This window comes from Embleya sp. NPDC008237 (assembly GCF_042956465.1).
In the GTDB taxonomy this organism is placed as follows: Bacteria; Actinomycetota; Actinomycetes; order Streptomycetales; family Streptomycetaceae; genus Embleya.
The window spans coordinates 1-23,775 of sequence record NZ_JBIBGL010000019.1; the positions used below are offsets into that span (position 1 = coordinate 1).

Annotated in this window: 20 protein-coding genes; 12 read left to right on the forward strand and 8 right to left on the reverse strand. The window is 70.8% G+C overall.

Annotation, left to right across the window (positions count from 1 at the left end; translation table 11 throughout):
* The 3 genes from ACFZBU_RS37795 to ACFZBU_RS37805 form a co-directional block, all read right to left on the reverse strand.
* On the reverse strand, positions 1–833 hold an 833-nt coding region (locus ACFZBU_RS37795; protein ID WP_391588280.1), incomplete at its 3' end, for a beta-ketoacyl synthase N-terminal-like domain-containing protein.
* On the reverse strand, positions 830–2,221 hold the full coding sequence (locus tag ACFZBU_RS37800; RefSeq protein ID WP_391588281.1) for a PucR family transcriptional regulator: 1,392 nt from the start codon (positions 2,219–2,221) through the stop codon (positions 830–832). The genes ACFZBU_RS37800 and ACFZBU_RS37795, both read right to left, overlap by 4 nt.
* Positions 2,222–2,567: 346 nt before the next feature.
* Complete coding sequence (locus ACFZBU_RS37805; RefSeq protein ID WP_391588282.1) at positions 2,568–3,788, reverse strand: acyltransferase family protein; 1,221 nt, start codon at positions 3,786–3,788, stop codon at positions 2,568–2,570.
* A 329-nt stretch (positions 3,789–4,117) separates the two neighbouring features.
* Here ACFZBU_RS37805 and ACFZBU_RS37810 point away from each other — a divergent pair, with 329 nt between their 5' ends.
* The gene (locus ACFZBU_RS37810) at positions 4,118–5,446 is read left to right on the forward strand and encodes an acyltransferase domain-containing protein (RefSeq protein WP_391588283.1); all 1,329 of its coding nucleotides are present in this window, start codon (positions 4,118–4,120) and stop codon (positions 5,444–5,446) included.
* Positions 5,447–5,782: 336 nt separating this feature from the next.
* Here the strand turns inward: ACFZBU_RS37810 and ACFZBU_RS37815 are convergent, their stop codons facing one another.
* On the reverse strand, positions 5,783–6,439 hold the full coding sequence (locus ACFZBU_RS37815) for a GntR family transcriptional regulator (RefSeq protein ID WP_391588284.1): 657 nt from the start codon (positions 6,437–6,439) through the stop codon (positions 5,783–5,785).
* 106 nt (positions 6,440–6,545) lie between these two features.
* Between ACFZBU_RS37815 and ACFZBU_RS37820 the strand changes: the two genes are divergently transcribed.
* The 9 genes from ACFZBU_RS37820 (at position 6,546) to ACFZBU_RS37860 (ending at position 18,128) form a co-directional block, all read left to right on the forward strand.
* Positions 6,546–8,534: a beta-galactosidase gene (locus ACFZBU_RS37820; RefSeq protein ID WP_391588285.1), complete on the forward strand. Its 1,989-nt coding sequence runs from the start codon at positions 6,546–6,548 to the stop codon at positions 8,532–8,534.
* Positions 8,531–9,865, forward strand: coding sequence for an aminomethyl-transferring glycine dehydrogenase subunit GcvPA (gcvPA, locus tag ACFZBU_RS37825; protein WP_391588286.1), 1,335 nt, complete (start codon positions 8,531–8,533; stop codon positions 9,863–9,865). Before ACFZBU_RS37820 ends, gcvPA begins: the two co-directional genes overlap by 4 nt.
* Positions 9,865–11,421, forward strand: a complete 1,557-nt coding sequence (gcvPB, locus tag ACFZBU_RS37830) for an aminomethyl-transferring glycine dehydrogenase subunit GcvPB (protein ID WP_391588287.1) — start codon at positions 9,865–9,867, stop codon at positions 11,419–11,421. Before gcvPA ends, gcvPB begins: the two co-directional genes overlap by 1 nt.
* On the forward strand, positions 11,418–12,524 hold the full coding sequence (locus ACFZBU_RS37835; protein ID WP_391588288.1) for an ATP-NAD kinase family protein: 1,107 nt from the start codon (positions 11,418–11,420) through the stop codon (positions 12,522–12,524). The genes gcvPB and ACFZBU_RS37835 overlap by 4 nt, the downstream gene beginning before the upstream one ends.
* Positions 12,521–13,288, forward strand: coding sequence for an SDR family NAD(P)-dependent oxidoreductase (locus ACFZBU_RS37840; protein WP_391588289.1), 768 nt, complete (start codon positions 12,521–12,523; stop codon positions 13,286–13,288). The genes ACFZBU_RS37835 and ACFZBU_RS37840 overlap by 4 nt, the downstream gene beginning before the upstream one ends.
* 96 nt (positions 13,289–13,384) lie before the next feature.
* Positions 13,385–14,674 (forward strand): ABC transporter substrate-binding protein, encoded by a 1,290-nt coding sequence (locus ACFZBU_RS37845; RefSeq protein WP_391588290.1) that lies wholly within the window; start codon positions 13,385–13,387, stop codon positions 14,672–14,674.
* A gap of 12 nt (positions 14,675–14,686) precedes the next feature.
* On the forward strand, positions 14,687–15,646 hold the full coding sequence (locus tag ACFZBU_RS37850) for a carbohydrate ABC transporter permease (RefSeq protein ID WP_391588291.1): 960 nt from the start codon (positions 14,687–14,689) through the stop codon (positions 15,644–15,646).
* Between the two features lie 15 nt (positions 15,647–15,661).
* Complete coding sequence (locus ACFZBU_RS37855) at positions 15,662–16,501, forward strand: carbohydrate ABC transporter permease (protein ID WP_391588292.1); 840 nt, start codon at positions 15,662–15,664, stop codon at positions 16,499–16,501.
* Position 16,502: 1 nt separating this feature from the next.
* Positions 16,503–18,128, forward strand: coding sequence for an amylo-alpha-1,6-glucosidase (locus ACFZBU_RS37860; RefSeq protein ID WP_391588293.1), 1,626 nt, complete (start codon positions 16,503–16,505; stop codon positions 18,126–18,128).
* A gap of 53 nt (positions 18,129–18,181) precedes the next feature.
* Here the strand turns inward: ACFZBU_RS37860 and ACFZBU_RS37865 are convergent, their stop codons facing one another.
* A complete protein-coding gene (locus ACFZBU_RS37865) occupies positions 18,182–19,246 on the reverse strand; it encodes an ATP-dependent DNA ligase (RefSeq protein WP_391588294.1) in 1,065 nt (354 codons plus the stop codon).
* A 100-nt stretch (positions 19,247–19,346) separates the two neighbouring features.
* Between ACFZBU_RS37865 and ligD the strand changes: the two genes are divergently transcribed.
* Both ligD and ACFZBU_RS37875 read left to right on the forward strand, forming a co-directional pair.
* The gene (ligD, locus tag ACFZBU_RS37870; protein ID WP_391588295.1) at positions 19,347–20,354 is read left to right on the forward strand and encodes a non-homologous end-joining DNA ligase; all 1,008 of its coding nucleotides are present in this window, start codon (positions 19,347–19,349) and stop codon (positions 20,352–20,354) included.
* An 89-nt stretch (positions 20,355–20,443) separates the two neighbouring features.
* Positions 20,444–21,046: a DoxX family protein gene (locus ACFZBU_RS37875; protein ID WP_391588296.1), complete on the forward strand. Its 603-nt coding sequence runs from the start codon at positions 20,444–20,446 to the stop codon at positions 21,044–21,046.
* Between the two features lie 3 nt (positions 21,047–21,049).
* On the opposite strand, the gene ACFZBU_RS37880 is transcribed toward ACFZBU_RS37875, so the two are convergent.
* From ACFZBU_RS37880 to ACFZBU_RS37890, 3 genes are all read right to left on the reverse strand, one after another.
* The gene (locus ACFZBU_RS37880; RefSeq protein WP_391588297.1) at positions 21,050–22,096 is read right to left on the reverse strand and encodes a PHP domain-containing protein; all 1,047 of its coding nucleotides are present in this window, start codon (positions 22,094–22,096) and stop codon (positions 21,050–21,052) included.
* Positions 22,097–22,304: 208 nt separating this feature from the next.
* On the reverse strand, positions 22,305–22,493 hold the full coding sequence (locus ACFZBU_RS37885) for a DUF1059 domain-containing protein (protein WP_391588298.1): 189 nt from the start codon (positions 22,491–22,493) through the stop codon (positions 22,305–22,307).
* 283 nt (positions 22,494–22,776) lie between these two features.
* Positions 22,777–23,574, reverse strand: a complete 798-nt coding sequence (locus ACFZBU_RS37890; protein WP_391588299.1) for a CAP domain-containing protein — start codon at positions 23,572–23,574, stop codon at positions 22,777–22,779.
* Between the last annotated feature and the right edge of the window lie 201 nt (positions 23,575–23,775).

Here is a 23,775-nt window from a genome sequence, read left to right on the forward strand (position 1 = left end):
ACCCCCTCGGAGAAACCGGTACCGTCCGCCGCCGCCGCGAACGCCTTGCACCGCCCATCCGGAGCCAACCCGCGCTGCCGGGAGAACTCCACGAAGCCGTCCGGCACCGGAATCACCATCGCCCCGCCGGCAAGTGCCAGCGAGCACTCGTCGTTGCGCAGGGCCGTCACGGCGTGGTGGATCGACACCAGGGACGACGAGCAGGCCGTGTCCATGCTGACCGTCGGCCCCTCCAGGCCCAGGACATAGGAGATCCGGCCGGAGGCGACGCTGGTCAACATCCCGGTCATCGCGTAGCCCTCGATACCCGTCGAGGAGGCGTCGACGGTGGAGGCGTAGCCGGTGTACATCACGCCGACGAACACCCCGGTATCGCTGCCGCGCAGCGAGCGCGGGTCCATCCGGGCCCGCTCGATGGCCTCCCACGTGGTCTCCAGCAGCAGGCGCTGCTGCGGGTCCATCGCCAGCGCCTCGCGCGGCGAGATCCCGAAGAACGCCGAGTCGAATCCCTTGACGTCGCTGAGGAACCCGCCCTCCCGCGCGTAGAACTTGCCCATCGCATCGGGGTCCGGGTCGTACATGCCCGCCACGTCCCAGTCGCGGTCGTCCGGGAACTCGGTGATCGCGTCGACGCCGTCGGCGGCCACGCGCCACAACTCCTCGGGCGTCGACACGTCGCCGGGGTAGCGGCAGCCCATGCCCAGGATGGCGATGGGCTCGGACCGGCTCGACTCCAACTCGTCGACTCGCGCCCGGGCCTTGTGCAGGTCGGCGGTGACCCACTTGAGGTAGTCGAGGAGCTTCTCGTCCTTGTTCAGCTGCCTGTCGCTCATGAGGACACCGCCCGAATCGAGTTCTCCAGTCCCGTGGCGGGACCCTGCTTGGCCAGCACCGACGAGCCGAGCCGTCCGGCCAGGTACAGCGCGAGGTGCAGGCGAAGGTGGTCCTCGCGCAGGGACCGGCCGAGCAGTTGCTCCGCCTTCTTGACCCGGTAGACCACGGTGTTCTTCGCGATGTGCAGGTGTTTGGCCGTGACGGCCACGCCCCGCTCGTTGTCCAGCAGACACCGCACGGTCTCGCGCAACGCGGCCATGGTCCGGTTGTCGGCGGCGAGCGGGCCGAGTTCACGGCGGACGAAATCGGCGGTCGCCTCGGCGTCGTTGCCGAGCAGGATCACCAGCTCCAGGTCGCCGTAGTCGCAGAGCCTGGACGGGCCCGGCTCGGTGATCCGGCCGACCCGCTCCGCGGTGACCGCCTGCTCGTGGGAGCGCTGGAAGCCGGCCACCCCGTCGCCCGGCAACCCGGACGCGACGTGGACGTGCGCGGGCAGATCCACCGGCTTGGGCGATCGCCCCAGCTCGCCCGGGTGATCGGTGGCCCGGCCGCCCCACGCCCACAGCCGACCCGGGCCCGCGGGGAGCAGCAACATCGAGGAGCAGCCGACCTGGTCCAGCAGGCGCAGCGCCGTGGTCTCCAGTTCGCGCCGGCTGTCCGGGGTGATCTCGTCCTGCCACAGGACCAGCGCGACGTGGTGCAGCGTCAGGTCGTACTGCAACCGGCGCAGCGCCTTTCGCGTGTCGACCGGCTTGCCCTTCAGGATCGCCGACACCAGTTCGAAGCGTTCCCCCACGGATCCGGCGAACCAGCGGTTGCGTTCGGCGGCGAACTTCTCGGTCACCGCGGCGGAGAGGCTCTCCATTCCCTCGAACAGGTCGGCGGAAATGGACCGCATCATGGCCGGCTGGTCCTGCGCCGGGATCTGCGCCTCGCACAATGCGAACAACTCGCGCGTGAAACGCGCGTGGGTGGCCCGGACACAACGAAGCAGCAGGTCGACCGTGGTGTTGTCGGCGATGCGTTCCCGAATGGCATTCGTGAGTTCCGTGGAAATCAGCCCGGTGATGGCACGCACGCCGCTGAGCCGCAATACGACCCAGAGTGCTATCGCCTCGACCAGCCGCGTTTCGCTACACGATCTTCGGTCGAAGCGGGCGAACGGCTCCCCGGCCAACTCGGCCAGCAGCAGACGGCTGTGCTCGATTGCCCAACCGGTTGCACCCGGACCGACACGGACGACGACCTCCTCGACCAACTGCGCGTTCGTCGCCGGAAGATGGAGAACGGAGTCGTCGGTGGGGCGCAGCAGATGCAGCAGCGAATAGGTGGATGTGATCTGTCGTTGCGCAGGAATAGCAGCCTGCGATATCGGATAGGCCGACAACGAGTAGCCTCCGTACCGGAAAGCGGGCGCGACTGGTCGTCGGCAGCCTTACACGGTTCCATCCACGGTGGGTAATCGACCGGTAACCGCATACCCGCGGCGAAATTACCGCGCGATGGGCGGCCGTGACCGGCCTACGGGATCGGCATGTCCTGGTGTTCCGCGCCGCGAACACCGTCCTGCGCGTGCTCGAACCGGCCGGTGTTTGCGGCGGTATGCCCGTCTCGGGTCGGCGTGCGCGCAGAGCCGCACGCGCCCTGCGCGGGTTCGGGCCGCGCAGGACGCGTGGGAGATCGTGGTGTGCGGCGCCGGCCCCTGCCGGGCGGCCGGAGGGATGCGCCGTTCGTCAGTTCGGTACGCGGTCGCCTTCGGCCCGCACGGGCGCCGGCGCGACCGGGAGGCCGGCCCGCTCCGCCTTCGGCCGGTGTCGTCCGAAGCGCCGTACCAGCGGCGTCTCCACGTACCGGTACAGGAGTGCGGAGCACACCAGTGCGACCCCGAGCACGGCGAGGATCAAGAGCACGCCGGTGCCCGTCGAGAACGTGCGGGTGGGGCCGATCAGGTCGGCGGCCTCGACGATGACGAGCCAGTGCACCATGTAGAACGCGAAGGAGATCTCACCCAGGAAGACCATCGTCGGTCCGCGGAACACCGAGGCGCCGCCCTGCCGGTCGGCGACCGCGGCGGCGGCGATCAGGGGTGCGGTCCACACGGTCGCCACGCCCGCCGTGCCGGCCAGGTACGGCTCGTACCGGGTGAGCACGTATCCGAAGACGGCCAGGCCGAAGGCGGGCGCCAGGCCGATGCGCGGCCATCGACCCGCCGCGACGATCCTGGCCAGGAGAATGCCCAGGACGAATTCGAGCGCGCGGGCCGGCGGGAAGAAGTAGACGAACCACACCTGGTCGAACGACACTTCGCCGGACACGGCGAAGGCGGCGAGGCGCGGCTGATCGTTCACCACGAACGTGCCGACCAGGAACACGCCCACGATCAGCGCGAGTACCGCCGCGACCGCCGGCCACAGCCACTCCTCGCGGATCCGGCGCAGCCCCGGCAGCAGGGCCGGAAAGAGCAGGTAGAAGAAGAACTCGCAGCACAGCGACCAACTCACCCCGTTGACCGCCGAGACGGTCCCGATGTCCGGGAACCACGACTGCTGCATGGTCGCCGACGCGAGCCAGTCGACCATCCGGGTGGGCCGGTCCGTCTCCAGCACGAGAAGGGCGGCCAGGCCGAAGGTGACCAGGTGCATCGGGCCGATCTTCACCAGGCGGCGGCGCCAGAAGGAACCGGCCGTGTCGTCCGAACGCGCGGTCCAGGTCAGGACGAAGCCGCTCAGGATGAAGAAGAAGCCGACCCCATAGGAACCGGAGAGGGCGAACGTCTTCCTGAGTTCCGTGCCCGCATCCCCCGGGACGAGCCGGGTGTACCACAGGATGTGCGTGGCGAAGACCAGCATGGCCGCCAGGAATCGCAGTCCCGTCAGCGACGGCAATCGTGCGGGTTCCGGGTGGGTGGGCGCGTGGGCACGGCCCACGCGGCTCGGGCCTGTTTCGCTGGTCACCATGTGAATGTCGGGGGTCGGAGGTCACGAGCCGGTTCTGCGCTTTCCCGAGCGGGACGCGGCGGATTCGATGGAAAATGGGTGGACGTGATCTGCGGGTGCGCAGGAATAATTGCCTGCGATATCGGATAGCCCGACAACGAGTGGCCTCCGTACTGGAAAGCAGACGCGACTGGGTGTCGGCAGCCTTACACGATTCCTACAGTGCCGGGTAATCACCCGGTAACCGCATCCTTTGTGGCGGAATTACCGCGCGGTGGGCGGAAATACGCGACCTGCGGATATCCTGCCATTCGCAGTCCGCCGATCGGTGACGACGAGGAGCGCTCGTGAACAAGCCGGCCACACAGGAGATCCCGATCGGAGTCGGCGCCGGAGCCGGCACGGTGCCGTGGGTGCTGTCCGGGCGAAGCGAGAAGGGTTTGCGCAGTCAGGCCGCGCGGCTGCTGGCCCGGCTCGACTCCGACGCGGCGCTGGACGTCGTCGACGATGTCACCGAGGTGGGCCGGTCGTTGGTGGCGGCCGGCGCGGCCTTCGAGTATCGGGCCGTGGTGCTGGGACGCGACCGGGCGGAGCTGGTCGTCGGGCTGCGGGCGCTCGTCGAGGAGCGGGCCGTGCCGAACCTGATCTCCGGCCGGGCGACCCGACAGGAGCAGGCCGACGGCCGGCCGGTGTTCGTCTTCCCGGGCCAGGGCACCCAGTGGGTCGGCATGGCGGTCGAGCTGTTGGACACCTCGCCCGCGTTCGCCCGGGAGATTCGGGCCTGCGAACAGGCGCTGTCGCCGCACCTGGACTGGTCCCTGGAGGACGTGCTGCGGGGAGCGCCGGGGACTCCGCCGCTGGACCGGGTGGATGTCGTGCAGCCCGTGCTGTTCTCGATGATGTTGTCGCTGGCCCGGCTGTGGGGCCGGTTCGGCGTCGAACCGAAGGCGACGGTCGGTCATTCGCAGGGCGAGATCGTCGCCGCGCACGTCGCGGGCGCGTTGTCGCTGGAGGACGCGGCGCGAATCGTCGCGCTGCGCAGCCGGGCCCTGACCGCCATCCGCGGCCGAGGCGAGATGCTGACCGTGCTGGCGCCCAACGACCGGGTGCGCACGATGCTGGCCGACTGGGACGGCGTATTGGCGGTGGCCGCGGTGAACGGCCCGGCCACCATGACCGTATCGGGCGACGTGGGCGCGATGGCCGAGTTCGGCGCCGCGTTGTCCGCGGCCCGGATGATGCGCTGGCGGGTGCCGGGAGTGGACTTCGCCGCACATTCGGCGCACGTGGAGGACCTGCGCGAGACGCTGCTCGACCTGGCGGCCGGGATCCGACCGGCGCGCGGCGACGTGCCGTTCTACTCGACGGTGACCGGCCGGCGGATCGACACCGACGAGCTGGACGCGGAGTACTGGTACCGGAATCTGCGCCAGACGGTGCGGTTCGACGATGCCGTGCGTTCGCTGGTCGCCGACGGCCACACGATCTTCGTCGAATGCAGCGCCCAGCCGGTGCTCACGGTCGGCATGCAGGACATCGTCGAGGAGCTCGGTCGTTCGGCCGTCTTGATGGCCACCCTGCGCAACGGGGACGGCGGCATGGGCCGCTTCCTGGCCGCGCTGGCGGAAGCGTACGTACACGGGATCGCGGTGGACTGGACGGCTGCGTTCGCATAGCGGGTCCAAGGGCCCGGCCTGCCCGCCGATCCCGCGCCGAGGCTTGGGCGCACCGGCTTCGGCGCCCGCCGGCATGCCGTCGAGCGCGGTGGTGGGCCGGCCGATCCCGGCGCCCGGCGCGGCCGTGTCCGGCACCCGCCGGGGTCGGGTCCCCGCCGGCGCCGGCCGCGGAGATCTCCTCGATTCGGCGTAGCGGGCGCAGTCCGGCCTCGACCGCGAAGAAGCCGGGCAACGGCAACGAGCCACGGCCGCAGTGCCGCTTCGGCGCATGCCGCGCGGCGGGTCGGCTTCGTCCGCAGGGGACGAAGGCGGCCCGCCGAGGTGGGGCGGGGTCGGTCAGGTCGACTCCGGGGCCACCGGGATGCGGCTGGTCATGCGTTCCATGCCGCTGATCCAGTTGTCGCGCAGCGCTGCGGTGGCGGCGGGCACGTCACCGGCGCGCAGGTGCTCGGCGATCCGGCAGTGTTCCTCCGCCTCGCGCTCCAGCAGCGTGTCCTCGCCGGCGATCAGGTGGGTATAGCGGCGCATGCCCGCCTTCACACTGGTCACCAGATCGAGCAACCGCTCGTTCGGGCACTTGCCGAGCAGCAGATCGTGCCACTCGTCGTCGTGCCACTCGATCTCCGACTGCTCCGCCACCGGATCCGGGAAGCCCCGGGCCAACCGCAGCAACTCCGGTGCCATCTCCCGTAGTTCATCGGGGTCCGAGAGCTCCAGGGCGAGCGATTCCAGTCCCGCGACGATCTCGCACAGCTCGCGGAACTCCTTGCTGCTGACCGGCGCGAACCGGAAGCCGCGCCCCTGATTGCTCTCCAGGACGCCTTCGCCGGCCAGGGTGATCAGGGCTTCGCGCAGGGGGGTGCGACTGACGCCCAACTCGGCGGCAAGCACCACCTCGTTGATGTCCTTGCCCGCCGCGAAGTCGCCTCGGTCGAGGCGCAGAAGCAACTCCTCGCGGATCTGCTCCCGCAGAGGTCGCCGCTGGATGGCCATGTGTCGGTTACTCCTTGTGTCGATCGGCGCCGATAACTGGTGCTTGACATGACGCACCGCACACACCTTGAATTATGAATACAGAATACATGAACGGGAGGTCGACGTGCGGTTGACGCGAGTGCCGGGATTGCTGTTCGGGGGTGACTACAACCCCGAACAGTGGCCGGAGGAGGTCTGGGCCGAGGACGCCAAGCTGATGGCCGAGGCCGGCGTGAACATGGCGACCGTCGCGGTCTTCTCCTGGTCACGCCTGGAACCCCGGCCCGGGGAGTACGACTTCGGCTGGCTGGACCGGGTGCTCGACCTGCTGCACGAGCACGGCATCGCCGCCGACCTGGCCACCGCGACCGCGACCCCGCCGCCGTGGCTGATCCGCGAGCACCCCGAGGCGTTGCCGGTCGACGCGAACGGGACCCGGCTCGAATTCGGCTCCCGCCAGGGCTACTGTCCGAGCTCGCCGATCTTCCGCGCGGCCACCGTCCGGCTGGCCCGGGCGATGGCGGAGCGTTACGCCGAGCACCCCGCCCTGGCGATGTGGCACATCGGCAACGAGTACGCGGACCACACGCTCGAGTGCTTCTGTGCCGAGTCCGCCCGGCACTTCCGGCGTTGGCTGAGCGAGCGATACGAGCACATCGACGGCCTCAACGACGCCTGGGGCACCTCCTGTTGGGGCCAGCACTACACCGACTTCGAGCAGATCGCCCCGCCGCGCAAGGCGCCGGGCCCGATCAACCCGGCCCAGGTGCTGGACTGGCGACGGTTCTGCTCGGACGCGCTCCTGGAGTGCTTCGAGGCGGAGAAGAGCGTGCTGCGCGAGGTCACCCCGGACATCCCGGTGACCACGAACTTCATGAGCATCCTGCACGGCCTGGACTACTGGAAGTGGGCCGGCGCCGAGGACATCGTCAGCGACGACGCCTACCCCGACCCGGCCGACCCCACCTCGCACGTGGGCATCGCGGTCAGCTACGACCTGATGCGCTCGCTCAAGCGGCGCCCCTGGCTGCTGCTGGAACAGGCCCCGAGCGCGGTGAGCTGGCGTGAGGTCAACGTGCCCAAGCCGCCCGGCAAGATGCGCCTGGACAGCCTCCAGGCACTCGCGCACGGCGCCGACGGGGTGATGTTCTTCCAATGGCGCCAGGCCCGGTACGGACCGGAGAAGTTCCACTCCGCCCTCCTGCCGCACGGTGGTGTGCAAACCCGCGGATGGCAGGACACGCTACGCCTGGGCGGCGACCTGCAAAAGCTCGCCGAGATCGCCGGCACCCACACCGCCGCGGACGTCGCGCTGCTCCTGGACTGGTCCTCGTGGTGGGGCCTGGAGGCCCCCGAGTCGATGCCGTCCAAGCGGCTGGAGCTCAAGCGACTCCTGAACGCCTGGTACGCGCCGCTGCACGCCCGCGGAATCACCGTGGACCTGGCCCCGCCGGACCGCGACCTGTCCGGGTACCGCGTGGTCATCGCCCCCAACCTCTACCTGTGCACCGACGAACAGGCCGAGAACCTGCGGACGTTCGGCGGCGAACTGATCGTCGGCCCGTTCAGCGGCGTGGTCGACTCGGCCGACCGGGTACACCCCGGCGGCGCGCCCGGTCCGCTGCGCGACCTGCTCGGCCTGAGCGTCGACGAGTTCTGGCCGCTGGCCGACGGGGTGGCCCAGAGCGTGCGATACGCCGACGGCACCCCGGGCACCGCGACCCGGTGGGCCGAGTGGCTTCGGCCCGAGGGCGCCACGCCGATCGCCGACTACGAGGGCGGCGACCTGGCCGGACAACCCGCGATCACCCGGCTCGGCCGGGCCACCTACGTGGGCTGCGCCCTCGACGACGTCACCCCGATCCTGACCGACGTACTGACCCGCGCCGGCGTGCGCCCGGTCGCGGACGTACCGCCCGCCGTCGAGGCGTGCCTGCGGACCGGGCCCGACGCCGACTACCTGTTCCTGCTCAATCACGGCACGACCACCGCGGCACTGACCCTGCGCGCCCCCGGCACGGACCTGCTGACCGGGCGCGACCTGCACGGCTCGATCGAGATCGGGCCCAGGGACGCCGTGGTGCTGCGCACCGCTCACGAGGGAGAGAAGTGACCCACCCCTACATACCCAATGCCGAGCCGGCCGTCCGGGCCGAGATGCTGGCCGCGATCGGGGTCGAGTCCGTCGAGGACTTCTACACCGACATCCCCGCCGCGCTGCGCCTGAACCGGCCGCTCGACCTGCCCGCGCCGATGAGCTCGGAAACCGAACTGGTCCGGCACATGCGCGGGTTGCTCGGTCGCAACACCGACACCACCGAGGTGCTCAGCTTCCTGGGCGGCGGCTGCTACCCGCACCACGTGCCCGCCGTGTGCGACGAGATCAACTCGCGCGGCGAGTTCCTCACCGCCTACGCGGGCGAACCGTACGAGGACCACGGCCGCTTCCAAGCGCTCTTCGAGTACGTCAGCATGATGGGCGAACTCCTGGAGCTGGACGTCGTCAACGTCCCCACCTACGACGGCTTCCAGGCCTCCGGCACCGCGCTGCGGATGGCCGCGCGCTACACCGGCCGATCCAAGGTGCTGGTCACCGCCGCGATCGGCGCGGACAAACTGAGCAAGCTGCACGACTTCCTCGCGCCCGACATCGAGATCGTGATGATCCCGGTGGCCGAGAACGGCGAGGCCGGCGCCTTCACCGTCGACGACACCGTCGCCGCGGTCTACCTGGAGAGCCCCAACCTCTACGGCGTGGTCGAGGCCCGGACCGCAGAGATCGCCGAACTCGCGCACGCCGAAGGCGCGTTGCTCGTGGTCAGCGCGGACCCGATCTCGCTCGGCGTACTCGCCCCGCCCGCCACGCTCGGCGCGGACATCGTCTGCGGCGACATCCAGTCGCTGGGCATGCACCAGAACTACGGCGGCGGTCACGCCGGTTACATCGCCACCCGCGACGAACCGCGCCTGGTCGCCGAGTTCCCCTCGCGTCTGTTCGGCATCGCGCCGACCGCGGTGCCGGGCGAATACGGCTTCGGCGACGTCTTCTACGACCGCACCTCCTTCGCACTGCGCGAGGAGGGCAAGGAATGGGTGGGCACCGCCGCCTCGCTGTGGGGCATCACGGCCGGCGTCTACCTCGCGCTGATGGGCCCGGAGGGCATGCGCGAACTGGGCGAGACGATCCTGGCCCGGACCCGCTACGCGATGGACGAACTCGGCGCAATCCCCGGAGTACGGGTGCGGCACGCCGCCGCCGTGCACTTCCGCGAGTTCGCGATCGAGGTGGCCGACACCGACGCGCTGCTCACCGCGCTGCGCGCACACGGCATCTACGCCGGCATCGCGCTGGACGCCACAACACTGCTGGTCTGTGTGACCGAGCGGCACACCAAGGACGACATCGACACGCTGGTGCGAGCGGTACGAGAGGTGCAGGGCTGATGGGTGCCGTCGGAGAATCCTTCGCGAAGTTGCCGATCGAGGCCAAGCCGCCGCTGCGCCGGTTCCACCAGGCGCGCTGGGACGAGCCGATCATCTTCGATCACTCCAGCCCCGGCCGGCGCGGCATCGGGGTGCCCGAGGCGGGCGTACCCGCCGTCGAACTGCCCGCCGGGATCCGGCGCGAGACGCCGCCCGCACTGCCGCAGATGTCCCAACTGCACGTGCTCCGGCACTACATGCGGCTGTCCCAGGAGACCGTTGGCGTCGACCTCGGCATCGCCGTCGGCCAGGGCACCTGCACGATGAAGTACAGCCCCAAGATCAACGACCGGCTCGTCGGCGACCCGAAGATCGCCGAACTGCACCCGGCACAGCCCGAGGACAGTGTGCAGGGCGTGCTCGCGATCTACTGGCACCTGGAGCAGATGCTCAAGGAGATCTCCGGTATGGACCGGGTCAGCCTGCAACCGGGCTCCGGTTCGGCGGCGATCTACGCCAACATCGCGATGATCCGCGCCTACCACGCCTCCCGGGGCGAGGGCGAGCAGCGCGACCAGGTGATCACCACGATGTTCTCGCACCCCACGAACGCGGCCTCCCCCAAGACCGCCGGGTACGAGGTGATCACCTTGATGCCGGACGCCGACGGCTACCCGGACATCGAGGCGCTGCGCGCGGCCGTGGGCCCGCGTACCGCCGCGCTGATGATCACCAACCCGGAGGACACCGGGATCTACAACCCCCGGATCGCCGAGTTCGTCGAACTCGTGCACGAGGTCGGCGGGTTGGCCTGCTACGACCAGGCCAACGCGAACGGCATCCTGGGCATCACCCGGGCCGCCGACGCCGGTTTCGACCTGTGCCACTTCAACCTGCACAAGACCTTTTCCACACCGCACGCGTCCGGCGGTCCGGCCGCGGGTGCCTGCGGCGTCGCGGAGAAGCTGGTGCCCTTCCTGCCCGGCCCGACCGTCGAGTTCGACGGCGAACGCTACTTCCTGGACGCCGACCGGCCGCAGTCGATCGGCAAGATCCGGCCCTACCTGGGGGTCACCCAGAACGTGGTGCGCGCCTACGCGTGGATCATGGCGCTGGGGGCCGAGGGCCTGCGGCAGGTGGCCGAGACGGCGGTGCTGAACAACAACTACCTGATGCACAAGGTGTTGCAGATCCCGGGCGCTTCCGCCCACTGGGACAAGCGCCGGCTGGAGCAGGTCCGCTACTCGTGGCAGGGCCTGTACGAGGACACCGGCGTGCACTCGGAGGAGATCGGCGTGCGCGCGGCCGACTTCGGGGTGCACTACTGGACCAGCCATCACCCGTACCTGGTGCCCGAGCCGTTCACCCTGGAGCCGACCGAGTCGTACTCCAAGGAGGACCTGGACGAGTACGCCGCGATCCTGGCGCACGTCGCGGACGAGGCGCGCAGCGAACCGGAGTTCGTCAAGGGCGCGCCCTACAACCAGACCGTGCACAAGATCGACCCGACCTGCCTGGACGACCCGGAGCAGTGGGCGATGACCTGGCGGGCGTACGTCCGCAAGCACCTCTCATGAGAGTCGGCCTGATCGTCAACCCGGTGGCCGGCCTCGGCGGTGCGGCCGGGCTCAAGGGCAGCGACGGCGCCGACGTGCAGCGCGAGGCGCTCGCCCGCGGCGCGACCGCCCGGGCCGGGGAGCGCGCGGCGGTGGCCGTACGCGCGCTCCTGGCCGCCCGCCCGGACGCCGTCGTGGTCACCGTGCCCGGCGCGATGGGCGAGAACTCCGTGCGCGCCGCCGGCGCGGTGCCCGAGCTGGTGGCGTGCGCACCGGGGGAGCCGTCCTCGTCCGCCGACACCCGGGCGGGCGTCCGGGCGTTGGCGGCGGTGGACCTGCTGCTGTTCGCGGGCGGCGACGGCACCGCGCGGGACGTGCTCGACGCCGGGCCGACCGCGCCGGTGCTCGGCATTCCGGCGGGCGTCAAGGTCTACTCCGGCTGCTTCGCGGTCGGCCCGGCGGCGGCCGGCCACGCCGCCGCCGAGTTCGCCGGGGACACCGCCGACGCCGAGGTGGTGGACCTGGACGAACAGGCCTACCGCGAGGGCCGGGTCAGCCCCCGGCTCTACGGCACGCTGACCGTGCCCGCGGCCCGGGTACGGCTGTCCGGCCGCAAGACCGGCTCCTCGGGCGCCGCGCCGGAGACCGTCGAGGGCATCGCCCGCGAAGTGGTCGCCCGGATGCGCCCGGGCGTGCGCTACATCCTGGGCCCGGGCACCACCACGCGCGCGGTGGGCCGCGCGCTGGGCGCCGAGTCCACGCTGCTCGGCGTGGACGTGGTCGCCGACGGCGTGCCGATCGGGGTCGACCTGAGCGAGCGCGCGCTGCTCGACCTGGTGGACGGGCACGAGACGGACGCCGTGGTATCGGTGATCGGCGGCCAGGGCTTCGTGCTCGGTCGCGGCAACCAGCAGATCAGCCCGTCGGTGCTGGCCCGCGTGCACGGCCTGACCGTGCTCGCCACCCGCACCAAGCTGGCCGCGCTCGGCGGCCGGCCCCTGTTGGCGGACACCGGGGACCCGGCCACGGACGCGCGGTTGAGCGGTTTCGTCAAAGTGATCACGGGCTACCGCGAGAGCGTCCCCTATCGAATTGTTCCTGCGAGCGAGGAGTGCTCTGGATGAACGGGATGACTGGATCCCTGCACGGCAAGGTCGCCATCGTTACCGGCGGCGGCTCGGGCATCGGCCGGGCCACCGCGCTGATGTTCGCCGCGGAGGGGGCGGACGTGGTGATCGCCGACATCGACGCGGCGGCCGCGACCCGCACCGCGGAGGAGATCACCGCGCAGGGCGCCCGGGCGGTCGGGGTCAAGGCGGACGTGTCCGCCGAGGCGGACTGCGTGTCCGTGGTGTCCACGGCGGTGCAGACCTTCGGCGGTCTGCACGTGCTCTTCAACAACGCGGGCATCATCCGGCGCGCGGACGCGATCGGCACCACGGTCGACGAGTGGGACCGGGTGATGGCGGTCAACGTGCGCTCGGTCTTCCTGATGTGCAAGCACGCCGTCCCCGCGATGAGCGACGGCGGCTCCATCGTCAACACCGGTTCCGGCTGGGGCCTCAAGGGCGGCGGCAACGCGATCTCCTACTGCGCATCCAAGGCCGCCGTGGTCAACATGACCCGCGCCCTGGCGATCGACCACGCGGCGGCGGGCATCCGGGTCAACTCGGTCAACCCCGGTGACACGGACACCCCGATGTTGCGCGAGGAGGCCCGGCAGTTGGCGGAGGACTGGACGGCCTTCGCAGCCGACGCGGCGGACCGTCCGATGGGCCGGTCCGGCACGCCCGACGAGATCGCCCGCGCGGTGTTGTTCCTGGCCTCCGACGCGGCCAGCTACATCACCGGCACCGCCCTCGTCGTAGACGGCGGCGGCCTCGCCTAGTCATCCCGGCCCCGTGCCCGTCGTCGCCATCGGCGACGGGCCCGGGCCCGGTCCCAGCACGCGTACGTCCCGCACACATCCCCCCGGAGGCACAACGTGTCATTTTCCCGCGCAGCGAAGACCGTCGCCGTGCTGGCCGCCGGTGCCGCACTCGCCGCAACCACCGGTTGCGGCGGGAGCAGCGGCTCCGGCTCCGGCTCCGGCAAGACCACCGTCACCTGGTCGACCTGGGGCAACCCGGAAGAGCTCGCCCGCTTCAAGGACTTCGAGAAGGACTTCGGCAAGCGCCACCCCGACATCAAGCTGAAGCTCCAGGCGGTCCCCTCCTACAGCGACTACCACTCCAAGCTGCTCACCCAGCTCTCCTCCAAGACCGCACCCGACGTGTTCTACGTCGGTGACGACTTCATCGGGAAGTTCGTCTCCGCCGGGGTGGTCTCGCCGCTCAACGACAAGATGGCGGCCCCGGACAGCAAGGCCAAGCCGGAGGACTTCTTCGACGGCCTGTACGGCGGCGCCAAGAAGGACGGGCAGATCTACGGCATACCCAACGACGCCAACCCCGAGGTGCTCTGGTACGACAAGCAGGCGCTCAGGGACGCCGGCATCACCGAGGACCCGGCCGCGCTGAACGCCCAGGGCAAGTGGACGATGGCCACCTACCTGGAGATGAACCGCAAGCTCAAGGCCGCGGACAAGGCCGGCTCGATCTTCTACAACTGGTACGGCTCGACCTACAGCATGATCAACGGCTTCGGCGGCAAGGTCTACGACGGCGGCAAGTTCGTCGGCAACACCGACCCCAAGTCGCGCGAGGCATTGAAGACCCTGGCCGACGGCTACCAGAACGGGACCTTCCTGGTCGCCGACAACCTGCCCGAGGGCAACGGCTCGGACGTGCAGTTCATCAAGCACAAGGCGGGCTTCTCCGCGGGCGGCCGCTGGATGATCGACACCGTGAAGAAGGGACAGCAGGACAACTACGACATCGTGCCGTTCCCGTCCCAGACCGGCCAACTGATGCCGCAGACGGTGGGCACCTCCTTCCTGGCGCTGAACAAGAACGCCAAGAACGCGCAGGCGGCCTGGACGTTCCTGTCCGAGTTCGTCTCCAAGGACGGCCAGACCGTGCGGCTGAAGGGCGGCGGCAACGCGGTCCCCTCGGTCAAGGGCGCGGACAGCGTGGTGATGGAGGGCTACCCCGCACACGCGCAGACCTTCGTCGACGCCCGTGACGGCGGCTTCGCCAACTACCCGGAGGAGGCCGGCGTCCCGGAGCTGACGGCGAGCATCAACGACCTGCTGATGAAGTTGTGGACCGGCAAGATCGGCTTCGACCAGGCGATGAACGACCTCGGCTCGCTCGTCTCCGCCAAACTGCACTGACCGGGGGCCGCCGTGACCACGTCCACGCTCAGCCGCACCACCGACGCACGGCGCCCGGCCACCGAAACGCCCGACAGCCGCCGGTCCCTTCGGGGCCGGCGGCGCCGGGAACGGTGGTGGGCCGCCCTCTTCCTCGGGCCGCAACTGGCCGCTCTGCTCGCCTTCACGCTGGGACCGCTGGGCTTCGCGGTCGTGCTGGCCTTCATGAAGTGGGACGGCCTGGGCGAGAAGTCCTGGGTCGGCCTGGACAACTTCCAGACCCAGCTGTCCGATCCCACCTTCCGTGACGCGGTGCTGAACACGCTGACCCTGGGCCTGATCACGGTGCCGGTGGGTCTGGCGCTGGCCCTGCTGATCGCGATGGCGCTGAACAACGTGCGCGGCAAGACCATCTACCGGGTGATCTACTTCCTGCCGGTGGTGACCAGTTCGGTGGCCGTCGCGGTGATCTGGCAGATGTTGCTGGCCAGTGGCGACCTGGGGATGCTCAACAACACCGTGCACGACTGGTTCGGCATCACCCTGCCGGACTGGCTCAACGACCCGGACTGGGTGATGGTCGCGATCGCGGCGGTGACCATCTGGTCCTCGCTGGGCCTGAACGTGGTGATCTTCCTGGCCGGCCTCCAGTCGATCCCGGCGCACCTGACCGAGGTGGCCCGGATCGACGGCGCGGGACCGGTGCGCATCTTCCGGCACGTCACGCTGCCGCTGCTGTCCCCGACCATCTTCTTCTCCTTCGTGGTCGCGGTGATCAGCTCGTTCCAGGCATTCGACCAGATCTACGTGCTGGTCGACCCGGACCACAACGAGGGCGCCCGCACGATCGTCTACCAGGTCTACGACCTGGGCTTCAAGAAGTTCGAATTCGGCGCCAGCAGCGCCGCCGCCCTGCTCCTGACGCTGATGACGATCGTGGTGACCGTGGCGCAGTTCGGCATGCAGAAGCGCTTCGTCCACTACGAGTCGTAAGAGAGGATGGTCGTGATGGTCACTGCCATCCGCCGACGTTTCGGCACCGTCGCACTGCACACCCTGCTCATCGTGGGTGGGCTGCTGATGACGTTCCCGTTCGTGTGGATGCTGCTCACCGCGTTCAAGAGCGAGGGGCAGATGATCCAGGATCCGCTGGCCTGGCTGCCGGACCCCTGGCGCGCGAGCAACTTCCCCGACGCCTTCGACGCGATGCCCTTCGGCCGCGCCTACTGGAACAGTTTCTACATCGCGGTGATCACGGTCGTGGCGACCCTGCTCACCGCCTCGATGGCGGCCTACGCCTTCACCCGGATCGAATTCCCGTTCTCCCGCTCGCTGTTCGTGGTCTTCCTGCTCACCCAGATGGTGCCCACCCAGGTCACCCTGGTGCCGCTGTACGTGATGTTGTCGAAGCTCGGCTGGATCGACACCCACCTGGCGCTGATCCTGCCCGCCATCGCCAACCCGTTCGCGGTGTTCATGATGCGGCAGTTCATCCGGGCGGTGCCGATCGAACTGGAGGAGGCCGCCCGGCTGGACGGCGCGAACCGCTGGACGATCTTCACCCGGATCGTGCTGCCCAACATCAAGCCGGGCATGGCCGCGCTGGGCATCATCGTCTTCCTGGGCAGCTGGAACAGCTTCATCTACCCGCTGATCTTCCTCAACTCCGAGGACAAATTCACCGTTCCGATGCTGCTCGCCTCGTTCAAGGGCCAGCACGGCGGTCTGGACTACGGCATGCTCCTGGCCGCCTCGACGATCTCCGTGGTGCCGATGCTGATCGCGTTCGTGATCGGTCAGCGGAAGATCATCAGCAGCATGGCGGCATCCGGCATGGGAGGACGCTGAAATGACCGCGCACGACCGAGCCCCACTCGACGCGGTGACGTTGGATCTGCGCGAACGGCCGTTCACCGACCGGGGTTCGCGGCTGCTGGTCCTGGCACAGGAGGACGGCGACCTGTGGGTCGCCCGGTCCGAGTACGAGACCCGGCTCACCGACACGACCGTGCTCACCGGGTTGCGGATCGAGTCGGCCGGCGGCGACCCGCTGCCGATCCGGGCCGCGCACCCGGACCGGATCTCCTTCGCGGGCGGCGTACACCTGGCCTTCGCCGATCCGGACACCCTGGTGCTGGTCGGCGCCGGTGCCCGGGCCCGGTGGACGGCCGCGGACGGCACCGCGCACGAGGCCGTGATCGAGGGCTGCCGGGTCCTGATCGGCGAGGCCGCCCCGGCGGACGGGCCGACCGTGCTCGCCGCGGCCCGGGCACGCTGGAGCGCCTGGTTCGACCGGATGCCGACCGTCCGCGCGGACCTGTACGAACGGGCCGCCATGGCGTGGTGGACGCTCGGGGTGAACCTGCTGCCGATCGGCTTCGCGGGCGGTCGGGAGGGCCTGGTCCCGTCCCGGTTCGGCTACGTCGGCGTGTGGAACTGGGACTCCTACTTCCACGCCATCGCCCTGCGGCACGGCGACCCCGAACTGGCCCGGGACCAGATCCGGATCCTGCTCGCGCACCAGCGGCCCGACGGGCTGATCCCCGATGTCGTGCACGACGAGGGCGTGTTGGCGGAGACCGACGACCTGCCGCGCTCGGACCGGGCCCGCCTGGCCGAGCACGTCGGCCAGGCGCTGGGCGAGGAAGCGGCACGGACGGCCGCGGCCGGCGAGGTGGTACCGGTGACCAAGCCGCCGCTGACCGCGTGGGCGGTCTGGAAGATCCATCGGGCCGCCCCCGACCTCGCCTTCCTGGCCGAGGTCTACGAGCCGATCGCCCGCTCCCAGGAGTGGTGGCTGACCCACTCCGACCCGGACGGCGACGGACTGGCGGAATACCTGCACCCGTACTCCAGCGGGCTGGACGACAGCCCGGTCTGGGACTACGGCCCGCGCGCCGAGCCGCCGGACCTGAACGCCTACCTCGCGCTCCAGTTCGACGTGCTGGGCGACATCGCCGAGGCGCTGGGCCGGATCGAGGACGCCGCGACATGGCGGCAGCGGGCCGCCGCGCACACCGAACTCCTGGTGGCCCGGCGGTGGGACGGCAAACGCTTCACCACCGTGTCGGCGGGCCGCGTGGTCTCGGTGCGCACACCGCTGGAACTGCTGCCGCTGCTCACCGGACGTCTGCCGCGCGAGATCGCCGACCGGCTGGTCGAGGACCTGCGCTCGCCCAGCTTCTGGGGCGAACGCCCGGTGCCCACCGTGGCGTTCGACGATCCGACCTTCGATCCCGACGCGATGTGGCGCGGGCCGGTCTGGCTCAACGTCAACTACCTGCTGATCGAGGGCCTGCGTCGATCCGGATACCCGGACGTGGCCGACGAGTTGACCGAACGCACGGTGCGGATGGTGGCCGAGGGCGGCGGGCTGTACGAGTACTGGAACCCGCTCACCGGCGGCCGGGCCGGGCGCGCGACGACCGGATTCGGCTGGTCCAGCGCGCTGTTCGTGGACCTGGCCAGGAGTTGAGCAACACCGCCCGCAGGCGCCGGATCCGGCGCCTGCGGGCGGCCCGTTGCGGCTCAGCGGGTGCCGAGCACGTCGGCCAGGTCGTAGCGGGCCGGTTCGGCGAGTTGTTCGTAGGTGCACTCGGCCGGATCCTTGTCGGTACGCCACCGACGGAACCGGGTCGTGTGCCGGAACCGGTCGCCCTGGACGTGGTCGTAGGCCACCTCGCAGACCGACTCCGGCCGCAGCGGCACCCAGTCCGAGAGCCGGCCGCCCGACCAGCGGGTGACCGCGCCGGGCAGCCGGTCGGCCTCGTGCGCCTCGGCCTCGGCCCAGTGCGCCCACGGGTGCCCGGTCGGATCCGCCATCCGGTAGGGCGCCAACTCCCGGACCAGTTCGGCCCGTCGGGCCGCGGTGAACGCCGCGCTGACGCCCACGTGTTGCAGCCGCCCCCGGTCGTCGTAGAGGCCCAGCAGCAGCGAGCCCACCACCGGGCCCGACTTGTGCTCGCGGTAGCCCGCGACCACGCAGTCCGCGGTGCGTTCGTGCTTGACCTTGACCATCGCCCGCTCGTCCGGCAGATACGGCCCGGCCGGGTTCTTGGCCACGATGCCGTCCAGACCGGCGCCCTCGAACCGGTCGAACCAATCCTGTGCCCGTGCCACATCGGTCGTGGCGGGCGCCAGGTGGATGGGCGCCGTCACCTCGGCCAGTGCCCGCTCCAGCGCGACACGGCGCTCGGTCAGCGGGCGGGACAGATACGACTCGTCGTCCAGGGCCAGCAGGTCGAACGCGACGAACGACGCCGGGGTGGTCTCGGCCAGGTGCCGCACCCGCGAGGCCGCCGGATGGATCCGGTCCTGGAGCCGATCGAAGTCGAGCCGGCCGTCGCGGGCGATGACCAGTTCGCCGTCCAATACGCAGCGCGGCGGGAGCAGCCGCAACACCGCGTCCACCACATCCGGGAAGTAACGATCCAGCGGCTTGGTGTTACGGCTGCCGATCAGCACCTCGTCGCCGTCCCGGAAGACGATGGCCCGGAACCCGTCCCATTTGGCCTCGTAGTGCAGGCCGGCGGGAATCCGCGCAGCCGCCTTGGCGAGCATCGGCTTGACCGGGGGCATCACGGGAAGGCGCATGCGCCTCAGTGTGCGCGGGCGCCGTACCGGTCGCCTCCGCAGCGGCCGAACGGCGGTATGCCATCGGGACGAAGTCGGGCGAATCTGCCTACCCTGAGGGATGAGCGCTGCCGAGGAATTCGAGGTCGACGGCAGGTCCGTCCGGGTGAGCAACGTCGACAAGGTCTACTACCCCGCGCGCGGCTTCACCAAGGGTGACGTGGTCCGCTATCTGATCGCGGTCGGCGAAGGAATGTTGCGCGGCCTGCGCGATCGACCCACCACGCTGCAACGTTTCCCGGACGGCGTGGACGGCGAGTCGTTCTTCCAGAAGCGAGTGCCCAAGTCCCTGCCGGAGTGGATTCCCACCGCCCGGATCACCTTCCCCAGCGGCCGGCACGCGGACGAGATGGCCCCGGACAGTGTGGCCGCACTGGTCTGGGCGGGCAACCTGGGCTGCCTGACCTTCCACCCCTGGCCGGTCCGGCGCAGCGCCACCGAACACCCGGACGAACTGCGCATCGACCTCGACCCGCAGCCGGGCACCGACTTCGCCGACGCGGTCCGCGCCGCACACGCGATGCGCGAGGTACTGGCCGACTACGGCCTGACCGCCTGGCCCAAGACCTCCGGCGGACGCGGCCTGCACCTGTACGTGCCGGTCCGCCCCGAGTGGGAGTTCACCGAGGTGCGGCGCGCGGTGATCGCGCTGGCCCGCGAGCTGGAGGCGCGCATGCCCGATCGGGTGACCACCGCTTGGTGGAAGGAGGAGCGCGGCGAACGCATCTTCGTCGACTACAACCAGATGGCCCGGGACCGCACCATCGCCGCCGCCTACTCGCCGCGTCCCACCGCCCGTGCGACCGTCTCGGCGCCGCTGACCTGGGACGAGGTGGACGACGCGCACCCCGACGACTTCGACCTCGCCACCATGCCCGAGCGCTACGCGCGGCTCGGCGACGTGCACGCGGACATGCCGTCGCACGCCTTCGACCTGGGCCGGGTGTTCGAACTGGCCGAGCGGCAGGCCCGCGACCACGGCGCGGGCGACCTGCCCTACCCGCCGGACCACCCGAAAATGCCCGGCGAACCACCCCGGGTGCAACCCAGCCGCGCCCGCGAGCACTGAACCGGAAACACGAAGCCACCAGAAGAAGCCACCAGGAAACACCAGGAAACGCCAGGAAACACCAGGAAAAACCAGGAAAAGAGTCCCTCATGTGTCTGTCGCTTCGCGCCCCCGTGTCGCTCCACAGCCCGGTTTCGATCCACAATCCACTCTCGAAACGCACCCGATCGTCCGTACGCAAGGACGTGGGCCTGCTCGCCCTGCGGATCGGCACCGGCGGCGTGCTGTTCGCGCACGGCGCGCAGAAGTTGTTCGGCTGGTTCGGCGGACACGGCGTGGCCGGCACCGGCTCGGCGATGGAGCACATGGGCTTTCGGCCCGGTCGGCAGAGCGCGATCGCGGCCGGTCTCGGCGAGGCCGGCGGCGGGGTGCTCCTCGCGCTCGGCCTGGCCACCCCCGCGGCAGGTGCGGCGGCGGCCGGCGCGATGGCGGGCGCGGTGGCCGTGCACGCGCCGGCCGGCTTCTTCGCCCAGTCGGGCGGCTTCGAATACCCGGCGTTCCTCGGCTTCGTCGCGGCCGGGCTCGGCCTCGCGGGTCCCGGGCGGTTCTCGGTGGACCACATGACCTGCCACGTCCTCGACCGCCCGTGGGTGGTCGGCCTCGCGTTCACCGGCAGCGCCGCCGCGGCCGCCGCCGTGATCGGCAGGCGCCGGGCCGCGGCCCGGGACGAGACGGACGCCTCGACCGAGTAGGGATCAGCGAGCGGCGCCGGCCCAGTCGAGCAGTCGGTCGACGGGCCACGTGGTGATCACCCGGTCGGCCGGTACGTCGCACTGTTCGGCCCGGGCACAGCCGTAGCCCTGCCAGTCGAGTTGGCCGGGGGCGTGCGCGTCGGTGTCGATGGTGAAGTGCACCCCCGCGGCGAGCGCCAGGCGGAGCAGCCGGGACGGTGGATCCCGGCGCTCCGGGCGGCAGTTGATCTCCACGGCGGTGTGCGACTCGGCACACGCGGCGAACACCGCGTCGGCGTCGAACACGGACTCCGGGCGCTGCTTGCCCCGGATCAGTCGACCGGTGCAGTGGCCCAGCACGTTCACCCGCGGATTGCGCACGGCGGCCAGCAGTCGGCGGGTCATGGCCGGCTCCTCCATCCGCAATTTGGAGTGCACCGAGGCGACCACGACGTCCAGGCGGTCGAGGAGATCCGGCTCCTGGTCCAGTGAGCCGTCGTCGAGGATGTCGCACTCGATGCCGGTCAACAGCCGGAACGGAGCCAACTCGGCGGCGAGTTCGGCCACCACGTCCAACTGCGCGCGGAGCCGCTCGGCGGTCAGTCCGCGGGCCACGGTCAAGCGCGGCGAGTGGTCGGTGAGGACGACCCACTCGTGCCCCAGGTCCCGCGCGGTGCGGGCCATCAGGTCGATCGGGCTGCCTCCGTCGGACCAGTCGGAATGCATGTGACAGTCGCCGCGCTGGGCGGCGAGCAGTGCCGCGCCGTCGGTGGGCACGGGCGACGGGCGGGATTCCAGATCGGCCAGATAGCCGGGTACCCGGCCGGCGTGCGCCTGCTCGACGACGTCCGCCGTCTTCGGCCCGATCCCCTTCAAGTCGCCGAGCGTGTGCTGCTCGACCCGGCGGCGCAGGTCGTCGGAAGCCAGCCCGGCCACCACGGCGGACGCGGTGCGGAAGGCCTTGACCCGATAGGTGGGCGCCTGGTCGCGTTCGAGCAGGAACGCGATGCGTTCCAGTGCGGCCACGGGGTCGGGGGCGGGCGGGGGAGCGGACGCGGGTCGTGGAGCCATGGGGGGACTGTGGCCGCACCGGGCGAAGGTAAACCGCGCCGGTGGGCCGATCGGCGCCCGTGCGGACGAGCCGGCGTGCGGGAGCAGGCTTCGGCGTCACCCGGGCCTGGTGGGTCCCTTTCGGACCGCCTACGTCCCGCGCGGCGTCGCGGTCGGCGAACGGCTGCTTCGGACGGCCGGCCCGGGTGCGGAGTGCGGGCACCCGCGGTCAGCGACCGGGTTCCTCGTCCTTCAGGAACTTGCGGATCTCCTCGCGGAGTTCGGGCGAGTCGGTATGCCCGTGTACCGCCACGGCATGTTGACTTGCGGCCAGGACGACCTCGTCCTCGGCTCCGGCGATGGTGAGCGTGCACCCGGACTCACTGGGCATGTCCCGGCAATCGGCGACCTTGCGCATGACGTCCTCCCGGACTGGGATCTCGTCCCCCGAGGGGCACGGCCCCGGACCCGACGGCACGAGGCCATGTTCATAGTTTAGTGCGTTTTGCGCCTGGGCTTCGGGTCGGCCCGCAGCGCCCCGCACCCCCTGTCGCAGGTGCGTCGGGGCGAGCTCGGGCTGTCGCCGGCGGATGCGTGGGGTCGGCCGGGCGGCCCGGCCCCGGGGCTGCGGCCCGTGATCGTTCGGGTCGCACCGGTGACCGGGCCGCCGGTGTGCGGGCGGGGCCGGCGAGCCGCCGAGGTCAGCCGTTGGCGAACTCGTGCACGCCCCACCAGCCGCTGTCGTCGCGGTAGATGCCGATGCCCGCCTCGGTGTGGGTCGGGTCGGTCTGGTTGCGGTAGTGGCCGGGACTGTGCCGCCACATGTCCTGGAACTTCTCGGCCGCCTGCCGGGCGGTCATGGCCGGGTCGCCCCACCACACGATGTTCTCGGACACGCCGGTCCGGGCGCCGGTGACCAGGACGTCGACCTCGGGGCCGGAGTGGGCGAAGCCGGTACGGCGCATGTGTTCGGCCCACTTGCGGGCGAAGTCGCTCAGGTCGGCGCTCGCCCGGAGCGGGCGCAGGCCGACCTTCGCGCGTTCGGCGTTGAGCAGTTCCAGGGACATCGCCTCGGCATCGGCGATCGACCGGGAGGCGGGCCGGTTGTCGCGCACGGTGGGATTGGCCCCGGGCGGCCCGTCCGCCGCCGACGCCGTGGTGGGTCGGGCGCTCTTGGCGGCCGGGGCCTTGGCGTCCGTCCCCGCGCGGCTCGCGCCGGCGGCCGCGGTCGGCTTGTGGGTTGCGGGCGCCGTGCCGGTGCTCGGGACGGCCCCGGTGCTCGGGCTCGTGCCGGTGGGCAGCCCGGGCGCGGCCGACGTCGGTGCCGCCGACGCGGTCGACGCCGATGCGGTGTCGATCGGGGCCGCCGGCCGGGCCGCGTCGTCGTGCCGCTCGGCGGGCGAGCCGCAGCCGGCCAGCACGAGGGCGGCCAGTGCGGCGGCGAGGGTGGTGGACACGGCCCGGTGGTGTCGGTGCTGCCGGTGGTGTCGGTACTGCACGATGCGCAACTCCTCGAAAGGTACGGCTCGTCGCCCGGCACGAACGCCGGGGACACCAGGGAGAGCCGCGGGGCGCGGGTGGATAACGGAAATCGGCGCGGTTTTTCGCGTCGGGTCGGGCGGGCGATGGAGTGGGCCGGGTCGGGCGGGTGCATGCGCCGGATATGCGTGCCGGCTGCCGGCTGCCCGGGCCCGGGTGCG